This window comes from Variovorax sp. GW821-FHT06D12 (assembly GCF_059419205.1).
The window spans coordinates 649,782-665,468 of record NZ_JBWKRI010000001.1 but is presented as its reverse complement, the minus strand read 5'-3'; the positions used below and the strand labels follow the sequence as shown (position 1 = coordinate 665,468).

13 protein-coding genes are annotated in these 15,687 nt (G+C 65.3%); 8 read left to right on the top strand and 5 right to left on the bottom strand.

The annotated features are described in order from the left end of the window. Position 1: 1 nt before the first annotated feature. Together AC07SQ_RS03110 and AC07SQ_RS03105 are read right to left on the bottom strand one after the other, a co-directional pair. Positions 2-427 carry a DUF3619 family protein gene (locus tag AC07SQ_RS03110; protein WP_062478060.1) on the bottom strand — a complete coding sequence of 142 codons (426 nt, stop codon included), beginning with the start codon at positions 425-427 and terminating at the stop codon, positions 2-4. Next, positions 424-990 (bottom strand): RNA polymerase sigma factor, encoded by a 567-nt coding sequence (locus AC07SQ_RS03105; protein WP_062478063.1) that lies wholly within the window; start codon positions 988-990, stop codon positions 424-426. Before AC07SQ_RS03105 ends, AC07SQ_RS03110 begins: the two co-directional genes overlap by 4 nt. A gap of 283 nt (positions 991-1,273) precedes the next feature. Here AC07SQ_RS03105 and AC07SQ_RS03100 point away from each other — a divergent pair, with 283 nt between their 5' ends. The 7 genes from AC07SQ_RS03100 (at position 1,274) to AC07SQ_RS03070 (ending at position 10,629) form a co-directional block, all read left to right on the top strand. Further along, the gene (locus tag AC07SQ_RS03100; protein WP_062478065.1) at positions 1,274-3,058 is read left to right on the top strand and encodes an acetolactate synthase 3 catalytic subunit; all 1,785 of its coding nucleotides are present in this window, start codon (positions 1,274-1,276) and stop codon (positions 3,056-3,058) included. Between the two features lie 105 nt (positions 3,059-3,163). Then, entirely contained in the window at positions 3,164-3,655 is a 492-nt protein-coding gene (ilvN, locus tag AC07SQ_RS03095; RefSeq protein ID WP_062478068.1) for an acetolactate synthase small subunit, read from the top strand. 148 nt (positions 3,656-3,803) lie between these two features. Next, entirely contained in the window at positions 3,804-4,820 is a 1,017-nt protein-coding gene (ilvC, locus tag AC07SQ_RS03090; RefSeq protein ID WP_062478069.1) for a ketol-acid reductoisomerase, read from the top strand. Between the two features lie 193 nt (positions 4,821-5,013). Next, entirely contained in the window at positions 5,014-5,838 is an 825-nt protein-coding gene (pssA, locus tag AC07SQ_RS03085) for a CDP-diacylglycerol--serine O-phosphatidyltransferase (protein WP_062478071.1), read from the top strand. Positions 5,839-6,049: 211 nt separating this feature from the next. Continuing rightward, entirely contained in the window at positions 6,050-7,753 is a 1,704-nt protein-coding gene (gene leuA, locus AC07SQ_RS03080; RefSeq protein ID WP_495270756.1) for a 2-isopropylmalate synthase, read from the top strand. 53 nt (positions 7,754-7,806) lie between these two features. Then, positions 7,807-9,345, top strand: coding sequence for a 2-isopropylmalate synthase (locus AC07SQ_RS03075; protein WP_070060915.1), 1,539 nt, complete (start codon positions 7,807-7,809; stop codon positions 9,343-9,345). Between the two features lie 117 nt (positions 9,346-9,462). Further along, on the top strand, positions 9,463-10,629 hold the full coding sequence (locus AC07SQ_RS03070) for a serine hydrolase (protein WP_495270757.1): 1,167 nt from the start codon (positions 9,463-9,465) through the stop codon (positions 10,627-10,629). A 102-nt stretch (positions 10,630-10,731) separates the two neighbouring features. On the opposite strand, the gene AC07SQ_RS03065 is transcribed toward AC07SQ_RS03070, so the two are convergent. Genes AC07SQ_RS03065 through aat form a run of 3 tightly spaced genes read right to left on the bottom strand, consistent with a single transcriptional unit; the run spans position 10,732 to position 13,098 of the window. Then, the gene (locus AC07SQ_RS03065; protein WP_062478081.1) at positions 10,732-11,556 is read right to left on the bottom strand and encodes an IclR family transcriptional regulator; all 825 of its coding nucleotides are present in this window, start codon (positions 11,554-11,556) and stop codon (positions 10,732-10,734) included. A 30-nt stretch (positions 11,557-11,586) separates the two neighbouring features. Beyond that, on the bottom strand, positions 11,587-12,336 hold the full coding sequence (locus tag AC07SQ_RS03060; protein ID WP_062478083.1) for an arginyltransferase: 750 nt from the start codon (positions 12,334-12,336) through the stop codon (positions 11,587-11,589). A gap of 6 nt (positions 12,337-12,342) precedes the next feature. Then, positions 12,343-13,098 carry a leucyl/phenylalanyl-tRNA--protein transferase gene (gene aat / locus AC07SQ_RS03055; protein WP_495270758.1) on the bottom strand — a complete coding sequence of 252 codons (756 nt, stop codon included), beginning with the start codon at positions 13,096-13,098 and terminating at the stop codon, positions 12,343-12,345. Between the two features lie 227 nt (positions 13,099-13,325). Here aat and AC07SQ_RS03050 point away from each other — a divergent pair, with 227 nt between their 5' ends. Beyond that, on the top strand, positions 13,326-15,656 hold the full coding sequence (locus AC07SQ_RS03050; RefSeq protein ID WP_070060911.1) for a xanthine dehydrogenase family protein molybdopterin-binding subunit: 2,331 nt from the start codon (positions 13,326-13,328) through the stop codon (positions 15,654-15,656). Positions 15,657-15,687: the final 31 nt, after the last annotated feature.

Sequence of the window (15,687 nt, the reverse complement as noted above, 5' to 3'; positions counted from 1 at the left end):
TTCAGTCGGAGGCGCTGTCGGACTTCAGGAATTGGGCGAAGCCGGGATCGGTGTAGGCGGCGGGCGGCAGGTCGCCCGTCAGCAGGGCCGAGTCGACCTCGGCGAGTTCGCTGGCGCGGTCGTCGTCCTGCAACACGCTGATGGTGATCAGGCCGGCCACCAGGGCGATGAGAGGTACCACGGAACCGATGCGGGTCCACCAGCTGCCGCCCAGCGTGACCGTGTGGCCCGACTGGACCGCGACGGGCGCAGTGCGCAGTTGCGGCGCCTGCTTGCGCGCGGCCACGGCCTGCGAACGGGCAACGCGCAGACGCTCGCTGATGTCGTGCGGCAATGCTTGATTGCCGTCCGACAGCCGGGCCGCCAGCCGTTGGCCGAAGCGGTCTTCTGCTGCGCTGGATTGAGAGGTTGGAACCTTAGTGTTCATAGCGATATTCCCTTGGCCTTGAGCGCCTTGCTCAGAGCGTGGACAGCTCGCGAACAATGGGTTTTGACGCTGCCCTCGGAGCAGCCCATTGCGGCGGCCGTCTCTGCGACGTCCATTTCCTCCCAGTAACGCATCAGGAAAGCCTCGCGTTGACGGCCGGGCAAAGCCGCGATCTGTTCTTCGATTTCGTGAAAGACCTGGCTGCGGCGGGTGGTGTCTTCGGCGCTCTCCGATTCTCTGGAGTCGGTTGGCGAGACGAAGTTCTCCAGCAGGTCGAAATCTTCGCCGTTGTCGGCCGGTTCGAAGTCGCTCAGATTGGAAAAAAGGGCGCGGCGGGTCTTCTGGCGGCGGAACCAGTCGAGCGTGCAGTTCGACAGGATGCGCTGGAACAGCATCGGCAGTTCCTCGGCAGGCTTGTCGCCGTAGTGCTGGGCCAGCTTCATCATGCTGTCCTGCACGATGTCCAAGGCCGCTTCTTCGTCCCGCACGTGATAGACCGAGCGCTTGAAGGCCCGTCGTTCGACGTTTTTCAGGAAGTCGGAGAGTTCGTGTTCAGTAGCCAAATGAGAGGGGGCGGCGGGACGCGCCGCGTGGGGAGGATGTTTGGCGAACGCTCATGTTTTTATGCCGCGGATTATGCCTTTGTGCCAAGACAGGGCACCTGAAGCGAGTCTGAACGCGCCGGTAGTGTCATAATCCGCCTTGCAAGTCAAAAGGCAAACGGGTCACGGTCCGGCGGAACATCAGTCCGCTCATGGCTTTGGCCTCAAGTCCTGGCGCGGCCCCACAAGGGCTGGCAAGGGGCACCCAAGGTTTTTCGTTCCCGAAAAAACACAAAGGTTGATCATGGAAATCTCGAAGGCGGAACTCGCTTCCGCAGCAGCCGCGTCCTCTGGCGCCGGCAACACCACGCAAGAACTCATGGGCGCTGAAGTGCTGGTCAAGGCACTGCAGGCCGAAGGCGTCCAGTACATCTGGGGCTACCCGGGCGGCGCGGTTCTCTACATCTACGACGCGTTCTACAAGCAGGACACCATCCAGCACGTGCTGGTGCGCCACGAACAGGCCGCCGTCCACGCTGCCGACGGCTATGCGCGCGCCACCGGCGAAGTCGGCGTGGCGCTGGTCACTTCCGGTCCCGGCCTGACCAATGCGGTCACCGGCATCGCGACGGCGTACATGGACTCGATCCCGATGGTGATCATTTCCGGCCAGGTGCCGACGGCCGCCATCGGCCTCGACGCCTTCCAGGAATGCGACACGGTCGGCATCACGCGCCCCATCGTCAAGCACAACTTCCTCGTCAAGGATCCGAAGGACCTGGCCATGACGATGAAGAAGGCCTTCCACATCGCACGCAGCGGCCGTCCCGGCCCCGTGGTGGTGGATGTGCCGAAGGACGTTTCCTTCAAGAAGATTCCGTACAGCGGCTATCCCGACAAGGTCGAGATGCGCTCGTACAACCCGGTGCGCAAGGGCCACGGCGGGCAGATCCGCAAGGCGCTGCAACTGCTGCTGGCGGCCAAGCGCCCCTACATCTACACCGGCGGCGGCGTGCTCCTGGGCAATGCCACGAACGAGCTGCGCACGCTGGTCGACATGCTGGGGTACCCTGTCACGAACACGCTGATGGGCCTGGGCGCCTACCCGGCGAGCGACCGCAAGTTCCTGGGCATGCTGGGCATGCACGGCACCATCGAAGCCAACAACGCGATGCAGAACTGCGACGTGCTGCTGGCCGTGGGCGCGCGCTTCGACGACCGCGTGATCGGCAACCCGAAGCACTTCGCGCAGAACGAACGCAAGATCATCCACGTCGACATCGACCCGTCGAGCATCTCCAAGCGCGTGAAGGTCGACATCCCGATCGTCGGCGACGTGAAGGACGTGCTCACCGAGCTGATCTCGATGATCCGCGAGAGCACCACCAAGCCCGACGCCGGTGCGCTGGCCGACTGGTGGAAGACCATCGAAAGCTGGCGCTCGCGCGATTGCCTCAAGTACGACCGCGACAACAAGGATGTGATCAAGCCGCAGTTCGTGGTCGAGACCCTCTGGAACATGACCAAGGACGCCGACACGTACATCACGTCGGACGTCGGCCAGCACCAGATGTGGGCCGCCCAGTACTACCGCTTCGACGAGCCGCGCCGCTGGATCAATTCGGGCGGCCTGGGCACCATGGGCGTGGGCATTCCCTACGCCATGGGCATCAAGCTCGCCAAGCCCGATTCGGAAGTGTTCACCATCACCGGCGAAGGCTCGGTGCAGATGTGCATCCAGGAGCTCTCGACCTGCCTGCAGTACAACACGCCGATCAAGATCTGCTCGCTCAACAACCGCTACCTGGGCATGGTGCGCCAGTGGCAGGAGATCGAATACTCCGGCCGCTACAGCCACAGCTACATGGACGCGCTGCCCAACTTCGTGAAGCTCGCCGAGGCCTATGGTCACGTCGGCATGCTGATCGAGCGTCCACAAGACGTGGAGCCGGCGCTGCGCGAGGCGCGCAAGCTCAAGGACCGCACGGTATTCATGGATTTCCGTACCGACCCCACCGAGAACGTGTTCCCGATGGTCAAGGCCGGCATGGGCATCACCGAGATGCTGCTGGGTTCCGAAGATCTCTGATCCGGAACATTCGTTCGTTCAACCTTTACTGACGAATCTATTGCCCGCCAAGCCCGCGCATTACCGTGCACGGGGGAGGGCGGCGAAAAGAGGAGTCACGCCAACATGAAACACATCATTGCAGTGCTGCTGGAAAACGAGCCGGGTGCTCTTTCCCGCGTGGTGGGCCTGTTCTCGGCCCGTGGCTACAACATCGAATCGCTGACCGTGGCGCCGACCGAGGACGCAAGCCTCTCGCGCATGACCATCGTCACCAACGGCTCGGACGACGTGATCGAGCAGATCACCAAGCACCTGAACCGTCTCATCGAGGTCGTGAAGGTGGTCGACCTGACCGAAGGCGCCTACACCGAGCGCGAGCTCATGATGGTGAAGGTGCGTGCGGTGGGCAAGGAACGCGAGGAAATGATGCGCATGGCGGAAATCTTCCGTGGCCGCATCATCGACGTGACCGACAAGAGCTACACCATCGAGCTGACCGGCGATCACGGCAAGAACGACGCTTTCCTGGAAGCGATCGACCGCGGTGCCATCCTCGAGACGGTGCGCACCGGCGCCAGCGGCATCGGGCGCGGCGAACGCATCCTGCGGGTCTGACACCATGATTCGGAGCTCAGTCGCTGCCCGTTCGGGCTGAGCTTGTCGAAGCCTCCGCGCGAGCGGGGACTGCATTGAGCCCTTCGACAGGCTCAGGACGAACGGCACAACAACACACTGCAACTCGCTTATCTATCTGGAGAACATCATGAAGGTTTATTACGACAAGGACGCGGACCTCAGCCTGATCAAGGGCAAGACGGTTGCCATCATCGGCTACGGCTCGCAAGGTCACGCACACGCGCAGAACCTGAACGACAGCGGCGTCAAGGTCGTGGTCGGCCTGCGCAAGGGCGGCGCTTCGTGGGACAAGGTCGGCAAGGCCGGCCTGCAGGTCGCTGAAGTCGCTGACGCCGTGAAGTCGGCCGACGTCGTCATGATCCTGCTGCCCGATGAGCAGATCGCCGCCGTCTACAAGAACGACGTGGCCCCGAACATCAAGGAAGGCGCTTCGCTCGTCTTCGCGCACGGCTTCAACGTGCACTACGGTTTCGTGCAGCCGCGCGCCGACCTCGACGTGTGGATGGTCGCTCCCAAGGCTCCGGGTCACACCGTGCGCGGCACGTACACGCAAGGTGGCGGCGTACCGCACCTGATCGCGGTGCACCAGGACAAGAGCGGCAAGGCGCGTGACCTCGCGCTGAGCTACGCCACCGCCAACGGCGGCGGCAAGGCCGGCATCATCGAGACCAACTTCCGCGAAGAAACCGAAACCGACCTGTTCGGCGAACAAGCGGTTCTGTGCGGCGGCACGGTCGAGCTGATCAAGGCTGGTTTCGAAACGCTGGTGGAAGCCGGCTACGCGCCCGAAATGGCGTACTTCGAATGCTTGCACGAGCTGAAGCTGATCGTCGACCTGATCTATGAAGGCGGCATCGCCAACATGAACTACTCGATCTCGAACAACGCCGAATACGGCGAGTACGTCACGGGCCCACGCATCGTGACCGACGAGACCAAGAAGGCCATGAAGAAGGTCCTGCAGGACATCCAGACCGGCGAATACGCCAAGAGCTTCGTGCTCGAAGCCGCTGCCGGCCAGCCGGTGCTGATCAGCCGCCGTCGCCTGAACGCCGAGCATCAGATCGAAGTCGTCGGCGAAAAGCTGCGCGCGATGATGCCCTGGATCAAGAAGAACAAGCTGGTCGACCAGACCCGCAACTGATCTTCAGAGGCAAGAGCCAACAGGGTGCTTCGGCACTCTGTTTCGGAGGGCCACCCGTCGCGGTGGCCCTTTTGTTTGAAGGGGAGAGCACGGGTCCCCTGAACTACACTGCGAAGCATGCGATTCACAGACCAAGATGCTATCGAATGGATAGCTGACCGGGCAGTTCCCACGAGGGACGGAGGCCAATTCAATGCATGACGACACCGTCCCCGACGACGCGCAGCCGCGCAAGCGGCGCAAGGGCATCTACATCCTGCCGAACCTGTTCACGCTGGCGGCGTTGTTCGGCGGCTTCTACTCGGTCGTGATGGCCATGAACGCGCGCTTCGACCTGGCCGCGCTCGGCGTGTTCGCCGCGATGGTGCTCGACAGCCTCGACGGGCGCGTGGCCCGCATGACCAACACGCAAAGCGCGTTCGGCGAGCAGATGGACTCGCTGTCCGACATGGTGTCGTTCGGCGCCGCGCCCGCGCTCATCGCCTACGAGTGGTCGCTCAAGGGGCTGGGGCGCTGGGGCTGGATCGCCGCCTTCGTGTACTGCGCCTGTGCCGCGCTGCGGCTCGCGCGCTTCAACGTCAACACGGGCGTGGTCGACAAGCGCTGGTTCCAGGGCCTGCCGTCGCCGGCGGCCGCGGCATTGGTGGCGGGCTTCATCTGGCTCGTCAACGAATGGGGCAAGCGCGGCGGCGAGGTGCTGTACCTCTCGTGGACGCAGATTACCTGGGTCACCTTCGCCTTCACGCTGTACGCGGGCCTCACCATGGTGACCAATGCGCCGTTCTACAGCTTCAAGGACATCCAGATGAAGAAGAGCGTGCCCTTCGTCGTGATCGTGCTGATCGCGCTGGGCATCGCGGTCATCAACATCCATCCGCCGACGGTGCTGTTCAGCCTCTTCGTGGCCTATGGTTTGAGCGGCTACGTGGTGTACGCATGGCGCAAGGCCAAGGGCCAGCCGGTGAGCGTGATCAGCACCTCGACCGAAGAGCCCGACGAGCGGGGGCTGCACAACTGAAGAAGCCCCGGGCCTTCACAGGCCCGCGAAGGCTGTGCTACATTCGCAACCCTCATGACCAAGATTTCGCTGCTGGCCCTACTAGCCCTCCCTCACGGGCGGAGACGGTAGCGCACGCGCTAATCCCTCATCACGGCCCGTTCGCACCAGCAACGGGCCGTTTGTCTTTTGGGGTTGCTGGTTGAGTTCCAACCATCACAGAGAAATCGACATGCTCAAGCAACCTCAAGCCAAATACCGCGCATTCGCCCCGATCGGTCTCAAGGACCGCACCTGGCCCGATGCCGTGCTGACCAAGGCCCCGATCTGGCTGTCGACGGACCTGCGCGATGGCAACCAGGCCTTGGTCGAACCCATGGACATCGCGCGCAAGATGCGCATGTTCGAAACCCTCGTGGCCATCGGCTTCAAGGAAATCGAAGTCGGCTTTCCGTCGGCGTCGCAGATTGAATTCGACTTCGTGCGCAAGCTCATCGAAGAAGACCGCATTCCCGATGACGTGACGATCCAGGTGCTCACGCAGGCGCGCGACCACCTCATCGAACGCACCTTCGAAGCGTTGCAGGGCGCGCCGCGCGCCATCGTTCACCTCTACAACGCTGTGGCTCCGGTGATGCGCCGCGTGGTGCTCGGCATGGACGAAGACCAGATCGTCGAACTCGCGAGCAGCCATGCCCGCATGTTCAACGACTTCGCCGCAAAGCAGCCGAACACGAAGTGGACCTTCCAGTACTCGCCCGAAATGTTCTCGGGCACCGACGTGGTCTTCTCCAAGCGCGTGGTCGATGCGGTCACCGAAGTCTGGGCCCCGACGCCCGAGCGCAAGTGCATCGTCAACCTGCCCACTACGGTGGAGCATTCCACGCCGAACATCTTCGCGGACATGATCGAGTGGATGCACCGCAACCTCGCGCGCCGCGACTCGATCGTGCTGTGCGTGCACCCGCACAACGACCGTGGCACCGGCACCGCAGCCGGCGAACTGGCCTTGATGGCCGGCGCCGAGCGCATCGAAGGCTGCCTCTTCGGCAACGGCGAGCGCACCGGCAACCTCGACCTCGTGAACGTTGCGCTCAACCTCTACACGCAGGGTGTCTCGCCCGAACTGGACTTCTCGAACATCGACGAGATCCGCGCCACGGTCGAGCACTGCAACCAGATTCCCGTACACCCGCGCCATCCGTACGTCGGCGACCTCGTCTACACCTCGTTCTCGGGCTCGCACCAGGACGCGATCAAGAAGGCGTTCGCCGCGCGCAAGGACGGCGACATCTGGGACATTCCGTACCTCCCCATCGACCCGAAGGACGTAGGCCGCAGCTACGAAGCCGTGATCCGCGTGAACAGCCAGTCGGGCAAGGGCGGCATGGCCTACCTGCTCGAGAGCGAGTACGGCCTCGAGATGCCGCGCCGGCTGCAGATGGAATTCATGCAGGTCGTGCAGCGCGTGATGGACGTGGGCGGCAAGGAGCTCACCGCCGCCGACCTCTGGCAGATCTTCGTGAACGAATACGGCATCGAGACCGCCAAGGCCTTGCAGCACCGCGTGATCCAGGAAGAAGGCGAGGGCGCCGAGGCCACGGTGGTACTGCGCGGCGACCTGCCGTGGGACGGTGAAACCCGCGCCATCGAAGGCCGCGGCAACGGCCCGATCGACGCCTTCACGCAGGCACTGAGCCAGGCCACCGGCCACACGGTGCGCGTCATGGACTACCACCAGCACGCCATCGGTGCGGGCGCTGACGCCAAGTCGGTGGCCTACCTCGAGCTGCGCGTGGACGAGTCGCAGACCCTGTTCGGCGTCGGCATCGACGCGAACGTGATCTCGGCCTCGCTGAAGGCGATCGTGTCGGGGGTGCAGCGGGCCAGGGGCCGGGGCGCGCGCAGCGCACAATCGGTGGCTGAAGTCGCCTGACGCACCGGCACCAGCCGCACGCGCAAGGTGGGAACGAACCAAGGAGATCCACGATGACCGACCAACTCATTATTTTCGACACCACCTTGCGCGACGGCGAACAGTCGCCCGGCGCCTCGATGACGCGCGACGAAAAGTTGCGCATCGCCAAGCTGCTGGAGCGGCTCAGGGTCGACGTCATCGAAGCCGGCTTTCCGGCCAGCTCGAACGGCGACTTCGAGGCCGTGAAGGCCATCGCCAACGCGATCAAGGACTCGACGGTGTGCGGCCTGTCGCGTGCCAACGACCGCGACATCGCGCGCGCGGCCGAAGCCCTGAAGGGCGCGGCACGCGGGCGCATCCACACCTTCATCGCGACCTCGCCGCTGCACATGGAGAAGAAGCTGCGCATGTCGCCCGACGAGGTGCATGAACAGGCCAAGCTGGCCGTGCGCTTCGCGCGCAACCAGATCGCCGACGTCGAGTTCAGCCCCGAAGACGGCTACCGCAGCGACCCGGACTTCCTGTGCCGCGTGCTCGAAACCGTGATCAACGAGGGTGCGACCACCATCAATGTGCCCGACACCGTCGGCTACGCCATCCCCGAGCTGTACGGCAACTTCATCAAGATGCTGCGCGAGCGCATTCCCAACAGCGACAAGGCGATCTGGTCGGTGCATTGCCACAACGACCTGGGCATGGCCGTGGCGAACTCGCTGGCCGGCGTGAAGATCGGCGGCGCGCGCCAGGTCGAGTGCACGATCAACGGCCTGGGCGAGCGCGCGGGCAACTGTTCGCTCGAAGAAGTGGTCATGGCCGTGAAGACGCGCAGAGACTACTTCGGGCTCGACCTGAACATCGACACCCAGCACATCGTGGCCGCCAGCCGCATGGTCAGCCAGACCACCGGCTTCGTGGTGCAGCCCAACAAGGCGGTGGTGGGCGCCAACGCGTTCGCGCACGCCTCGGGCATCCACCAGGACGGCGTGCTCAAGGCGCGCGACACCTACGAGATCATGCGCGCCGAAGACGTGGGCTGGACCGCCAACAAGATCGTGCTGGGCAAGCTCAGCGGTCGCAACGCTTTCAAGCAGCGCCTGCAGGACCTGGGTGTGACGATGGAAAGCGAAACCGAGGTCAACGCCGCGTTCGCGCGTTTCAAGGAGCTGGCCGACCGCAAGTCCGAAATTTTCGACGAAGACATCTTGGCGCTGGTCAGCGCGGAAGAGCTGTCGCACGTTGGTGAACAGTTTGCTTTCGTCTCTCTCTCCCAGCACAGCGAAACCGGCGAACGGCCCCAGGCCAAGATCGTGTTCACGGTCCAGGGCAAGGAAGTCACCAGCGAATCCGACGGCAACGGGCCGGTCGATGCGTCCCTCAAGGCCATCGAGGCCCACGTCAAGAGCGGCGCCGAGATGGTTCTTTACTCTGTAAACGCCATCAGCGGCTCGACGGAAAGCCAGGGAGAAGTTACAGTCCGGTTACAAAACGCAGGGCGGGTGGTCAACGGTGTGGGTGCAGACCCAGACATCGTGGTCGCTTCGGCAAAGGCTTATTTGAGTGCGCTCAACAAGTTACAGAGCCAAGCTGAGAGAGTGGCGGCACAAGGTTAGGTTTTCAGGCGTTCCTTGGTATTCGAATGAAGAAGAGGATGCAAGTAACTGATATTGCGTGTCTTTTTTGATTTCGATACACTGCGGTCCTCGTTTGTTGCCGCTGGAGATTTATTGATGCCTGAAACCCGTCTACGTCGAGTTTCCATCCAGCGGTTCCTACCCGCCTTCAAGTTCCTCGCCGTGGCGCTGTGCGCCTCGGCGTTTTTGCTGCCTGGCGCCCAGGCTGCGAAGAAGGAAAAACCCGCTGCCGCCAAGTCCGCCGTCGCCAAGAAGGCGAAGGCCCCCGCCGAGGTCAAGCAACGCAATGCGTCCGCTTCCAAGGTGGCACGGGGCGGTCGCGCCGAGCAGGCCGACAAGGTCGTGCGCGGCGGCCGCAATGTCGTGGCCACCATCCACAAGAAGAACGGCAAGACCGTCGTCGCCGTGCAGCGCCGTTCGGTGGTGCGCGTCGAGACGCCGGCTCGCCAGTCCTTCGGCCAGATGGCCGGCCTGCACAGCACCGACGACGCGCTCGACCTGAAGTCGAGCGTCGCCCTGGTGATCGACCAGGACACCCACGAGGTGCTGTTCAGCAAGAACGACCACGCCGTGTTGCCGATCGCTTCGCTCACCAAGCTCATGACCGGTCTGCTGATCAGCGAGGCCCATCTGCCGAACGACGAACTCATCACCATCACGCAAGACGACGTCGACACCGAAAAGGGCAGCCGTTCGCGCCTGACCGTCGGCACCACGCTGTCGCGCGGCGAGCTGCTGCACCTGGCGCTGATGTCCAGCGAAAACCGCGCGGCGCACGCGCTGGGCCGCACCTACCCGGGCGGTCTCACGACCTTCGTGAGCATCATGAATGCCAAGGCCCGCATGCTCGGCATGAAGGACACGCGCTACGTGGAGCCCACGGGCCTGTCGAGCCGCAACCAGTCGAGCGCGCAAGACCTGGCGCTGCTGGTCAACGCAGCCTATTCGGACGCCACGGTGCGTTCGCTGTCCACGTCGCCGGAATACCAGGTCGAAGTCGGCAACCGCGTGCTGCAGTTCAACACCACCAACCGCCTCGTGAAGAGCCCTGAGTGGGACATCGGCCTGCAGAAGACCGGCTACATCTCCGAAGCCGGCCAGTGCCTCGTGATGCAGGCCAAGGTGGCCGGGCGCAAGCTGATCATGGTGTTCCTGGATTCGGCCGGCAAGTTCAGCCGCATCGCCGACGCCGAGCGGGTTCGCCGCTGGGTCGAGGCCACGCACGCCGTGTCGGGTCCGCGTGGCTTCCAGGTCGCCGGCTGAGATCGGTTGAGCGGGAGGCCGTTAGCGGCCTGCCTGCTGCCCTCGTGGAGGGCTTACCGGCCGGCTCGCTGGGAAGAAAAAGAGTCGAAAGCAAACGGGCGCTCAGGCGCCCGTTGTCACGTTCGCGCCCGACGCAGGCGTTGCGGCCACGCCGTCCTTGAAGCCCAGCGCGCCCGAGATCTCGTTGGCGGTCGCCTGCAGCTTGGGCAGCCAGCCTTCGTCGAGGCGATCCGCCGGGGCCGAGATCGACAGGCCCGCCACCAGCTTGCCCTGGTCGTCGTAGATGCCGGCGGCCATGCAGCGCACGCCCAGCTCCAGTTCTTCGTTGTCGCGGGCGATGCCGTACTGGCGCGCCTTCGACAGCTCGCGCTCGAGCGCGGGCAGCTGGGTGATGCTGTTGCGGGTGTGGCCGGCCAGGCCGGTGCGCGTGGCGTAGCTGCGCACGCGCTGCGGATCGTCGGCGGCCAGGAACAGCTTGCCGGTCGAGGTCAGGTGCAGGGCGGCACGGCCGCCGATGGCGCGCACCACCTGCATGCCCGAACGTTCGCTGTAGGCGCGCTCGATGTACACGATCTCGTCGCCCTGGCGCATGCTGAGATTGACCGGCTGCTGCGTGAGCTTGTGCAGCTCGCGCATCGGCCCCAGGGCCGCGTCGCGCACGTTCAGCCGGCCCTTGACCAGGTTGCCCAGCTCCAGCAGGCGCATGCCGAGGCGGTAGCTGCCGGCTTCGGGTCGGTCGACGAAGCGGCCGACCGCGAGGTCATTGAGGATGCGGTGCGTGGTCGACGGGTGAAGCCCCGTCTTTTCGCTGATTTCCTTCAGCGAGATCGCTTCTTCGCGCGAGGCCAGGACGTCGATCAGCGAGAACATGCGCTCGATGACCTGGATGACGGGAGTGGCGGGAACGTCGGATAGGTTTTTTCTCATGGCGCAATGCGGTGATGACCGTGCGCCATTTTACCTTGTGAAATCGCTCGGTGCCTGCCAGTGGCCGTCCACCAACACTTCGTGCGGGGAAAAGCGGGCCTTGTAGTGCATCTTGGGGCTGCGCTCGATCCAGTAGCCCAGGTAGACGTGCGGCAGCCCCAGCTTGCGGGCCTGCTCGATCTGCCACAGCACGCTGTAGGTGCCGTAGCCGGCGCCGTCCTCGGGTTCGTAGAAGGTGTAGACGGCCGAGATGCCGTCGCTGAGCACATCGAGGATCGACACCATCTTCAGTGCGCCGGGGCTGCCGTCGGGCAGGGTTTCGCGGAACTCAACCAGCCGCGAGTTGACGCGGCTTTGCAGCAGGAACTGGGTGTACTGGTCGATGCTGTCGTGGTCCATGCCGCCGCCCGAGTGGCGGCCGGTCTGGTAGCGCAGGTAGAGCTGGTAGTGCTCGGGCACGAAGCACAGCTTGAGCACGCGCGCCTGCAGGTCGGCGTGCTGTTTGGCGGTGCGGCGCTGGCTGCGGTTCGGCTTGAAGCTGTGCGCCAGCACGCGCAGCGGGATGCAGGCGCGGCAGCCGTCGCAATAGGGCCGGTAGGTGAACATGCCGCTGCGCCGGAAGCCGCTGAGCACCAGGTCGGAGTAGGCGTCGTTGTGGATCAGGTGGCTGGGCGTGGCCACCTGCGAGCGGGCCTGGCGATCCGGCAGGTAGCTGCAGGGATAGGGCGCCGTCGCGTAGAACTGCAGCGTGTGAAGCGGAAGATCCTTGAGGTGCGTCACGTCACGTCACGTCGAAAGAGGAGGTCGCTCGGAAAGGAGTTCGGACCAGTATACGGGGTCGAATTGCCACTGCGGGCCCTCCTGTTTTCGGGCCTGGGCCACGTGCGCGACGAAGCGCGCGCGCGGCATTTCGCGGGCGCCGAGGCTGGCCAGGTGCGCGGTGTTCTGCTGGCAGTCGATCATTTCGACGCCGGTGCGCCGGCACAGCGCGACCAGGCCGGCCAGCGCGATCTTCGAAGCGTCCGGCCGGCGCGTGAACATCGACTCGCCGAACACCGCCCGGCCCAGTGCCACGCAGTAGAGCCCGCCCGCGAGTTCGCCGTCGATCCAGGTTTCGACGCTGTGCGCGTGCCCGGCGCGGTGCAATTGCGTATAGGCCTTGACCATGTCCGGCACGATCCAGGTGCCCGACTGGCCGGTGCGCGCCGACTGCGAACAGGCCTGGATCACCGTTCCAAAATCGTGATCGATGCGCAGCTCGCAGCCGGGCGTCGCGGCAAAACGGCTCAGCGTCTTGCGCAGCGAGCGATGCAGCCGGAAGTCGCTCACCCGCAGCACCATGCGCGGGTCGGGGCTCCACCACAGGATGGGCTGGTCGTCGCTGAACCAGGGGAAGACACAGCGGCTGTAGGCCTGCATCAGAGTATCGACATCGAGGGAGCCACCGGCCGCCAGCAGGCCGGGCACCGGGTCCCTTTCGTCCCACGCCGAAGCGGGGTCGGGCAGTGCATCTCCGGGTTCGAGCCAAGGCAGTTGTCGCATGGATGCAGGTATACACGGCTTCTCGAAAACGCAAGCCACTTGAGGGAAAATCCCGCTCACACGGGAACAGTCCACAAGGCTGCGGCCCCAGTGCCACCGCCGATGGCACGCGAGACAACCCCACAAGACCCGTCGAAAAACCTATAGTGCACAGCTTGCTTTCGCAGTACCACAGCGGATCCGGCAGGCACGTGCAGGGCGCCGGGGATCAGCACAAGAGGACCACGTTGACCACTGAACCCAATCCCACGCGCTTCGGCAGCGGCCAGGCGGTGCGCCGCCTCGAGGACGAAAGCCTGCTCGCAGGCGCCGGCCGTTACACCGACGACGTCACGCTCTCCGAGCAGGCGCACCTCGTCTTCCTTCGCTCTCCGTACCCACATGCGCGCATCGTGTCCATCGACACGTCCGCGGCCGTCGGCATGCCCGGCGTGCTGCGCGTGATCACCGGGGCCGACCTGGCCGAGGCCGGCGTCAAGCCGATGCCCGGCGCCGCCGGTTTCAAGCGCGCGGACGGCAGCGACAGCGCCAGCCCGCCGCGCCGCGCCCTGGCGCACGAGCGCGCGCGCTTCGTCGGCGAACCGGTGGCGGCCGTCATTGCCGACACCGTGCAGCAGGCGCGCGATGCGGCCGAAGCCGTCATGGTCGACTACGAAGAGCTGCCGATGGTGGTCGACCTGCCGGGCGCGACCGCCGACGGTGCGCCGCTCCTGTGCGAGGAGGCCACGGGCAACATCGCCGCCGAGATGCGCCACGGCAGCAGCGAAGCCGCCACCGCCGCGTTCGAGCGCGCCGCCCACGTGATTGCCCTGGACGTGAACAACCAGCGCGTGGTCGCGCTCACCATCGAGCCGCGCGCCGTGCTCGCCACGCACGACAGCAAGACCGACCGCCTCACGATCCGCATGAGCACCCAGATGCCGTCCGGCGTGCGCGATTCGGTCTGCGCGGCCATTGGCCTCGCCAAGGAAAAAGTGCGCGTGGTCGTGGGCGACGTCGGCGGCGGCTTCGGCATGAAGACCGGCGCCTATCCCGAGGACATCGCGGTCGCCTACGCCGCGCTGCAGGTGGGCCGGCCGGTGAAGTGGGTGGCCGACCGCAGCGAAGAGTTCCTCTCGAGCGCGCACGGCCGCGACATCGAGGCGCGCGCCGAAATGGCGCTCGACGCCGACGGCAAGATCCTGGCCCTGCGCATCAAGACGCTCGCCAACGTGGGCGCCTACGCCACCGGCACTGGCGTCGCGATCCAGCTGCTGATCGGCCCGTGGGTGCAGACCAGCGTCTACGACATCCAGACCATCGACTTCCATTTCAAGGCGGTGCTCACCAACACCGCGCCCACCGGCGCCTACCGCGGCGCGGGCCGGCCCGAGGCCATCTTCACCATCGAGCGCCTGATGGACGAGGCCGCGCGCCAGACCGGCATCGACCGCATCGCGCTGCGCCGGCGCAACTTCATCCGCCCCGAGCAGATGCCCTACAAGAACCCGATGGCGCAGACCTACGACACCGGCCAGTTCGAGTCGGTGATGGACCAGGCGCTGCAGCTGGCCGACTGGCAGGGCTTCGAGGCCCGCGCGGCCGAATCGGCGGCGCGCGGCAAGCAGCGCGGCCTGGGCATCGCCACGTTCCTCGAATGGACCGGCGGCAACGTGTTCGAAGAGCGCGTGACCGTCTCGGTGCAGGCCGATGGCGTGATCGAGGTGTTCTCGGCCGTCAACGCCATGGGGCAGGGCATCGCGACCTCGCTCGCGCAGCTGGCTGTCGATGCCTTCGGCGTGCCGATCGAGAAGGTGCGCGTCGTGCTCGGCGACACCGACCGCGGCGACGGCTTCGGCAGCGCCGGCTCGCGTTCGCTCTTCACCGGCGGCTCGGCCGTGCGCATCGGCGCCGAGCGCACCATCGACAAGGCGCGCGAACTCGCGGCGCAGGAGTTCGAGGCTTCCATCGACGACATCGTCTACAGCCGCGGCACCTTCATCGTGGCCGGTACCGACCTCGAGCTCGACCTGTTCACCCTGGCCGCCAAGCAGCCGGGGCGCGAGATCTTCGTCGACTCCACCAGCACCGTGGCCGGCCCGAGCTGGCCCAACGGCTGCCACATCTGCGAGATCGAGCTCGACCCGCCCACGGGCGAGATCAGCGTCGTGGCCTACAGCTCGGTCAACGACGTGGGCCGCGTGGTCAACCCGATGATCGTGCGCGGCCAGCTCGAAGGCGGCGCGGTGCAGGGCATCGGCCAGGCGCTGTACGAGCAGGTGGTGTACGACAGCGAAACCGGCCAGCCCGTCACCGGCAGCCTCATGGACTACGCCGCGCCGCGCGCCGACATCGTCGACACCATGTTCCAGATGGAAATGGACGAATCCACGCCCTGCAAGAACAACCCGCTGGGCGTGAAGGGCGTGGGCGAGCTGGGCACCATCGGCGCCACGCCGGCCATCGTCAACGCGGTGGCCGACGCCTTCGCGCGCAACGGCCTCGGCGCCCGCGCGCCCCGCCTGCACATGCCGCTGAGCCCGTCGCGCGTGTGGCAGGCCATGCAGACGATCGACTGAGCGCCGCCGGCCGGTGATCGAAGGGCGGCGA

Excerpts from the sequence above, each read along its gene's own strand:
- ilvN (WP_062478068.1), top strand. The coding sequence starts at position 3,164 with ATGAAACACATCATTGCAGTGCTGCTGGAAAACGAGCCGGGTGCTCTT.
- pssA (WP_062478071.1), top strand. The coding sequence starts at position 5,014 with ATGCATGACGACACCGTCCCCGACGACGCGCAGCCGCGCAAGCGGCGC.
- AC07SQ_RS03075 (WP_070060915.1), top strand. The coding sequence starts at position 7,807 with ATGACCGACCAACTCATTATTTTCGACACCACCTTGCGCGACGGCGAA.
- AC07SQ_RS03070 (WP_495270757.1), top strand. The coding sequence starts at position 9,463 with ATGCCTGAAACCCGTCTACGTCGAGTTTCCATCCAGCGGTTCCTACCC.
- AC07SQ_RS03065 (WP_062478081.1), bottom strand. The coding sequence starts at position 11,556 with ATGAGAAAAAACCTATCCGACGTTCCCGCCACTCCCGTCATCCAGGTC.
- AC07SQ_RS03110 (WP_062478060.1), bottom strand. The coding sequence starts at position 427 with ATGAACACTAAGGTTCCAACCTCTCAATCCAGCGCAGCAGAAGACCGC.
- aat (WP_495270758.1), bottom strand. The coding sequence starts at position 13,098 with ATGCGACAACTGCCTTGGCTCGAACCCGGAGATGCACTGCCCGACCCC.
- leuA (WP_495270756.1), top strand. The coding sequence starts at position 6,050 with ATGCTCAAGCAACCTCAAGCCAAATACCGCGCATTCGCCCCGATCGGT.
- ilvC (WP_062478069.1), top strand. The coding sequence starts at position 3,804 with ATGAAGGTTTATTACGACAAGGACGCGGACCTCAGCCTGATCAAGGGC.
- AC07SQ_RS03100 (WP_062478065.1), top strand. The coding sequence starts at position 1,274 with ATGGAAATCTCGAAGGCGGAACTCGCTTCCGCAGCAGCCGCGTCCTCT.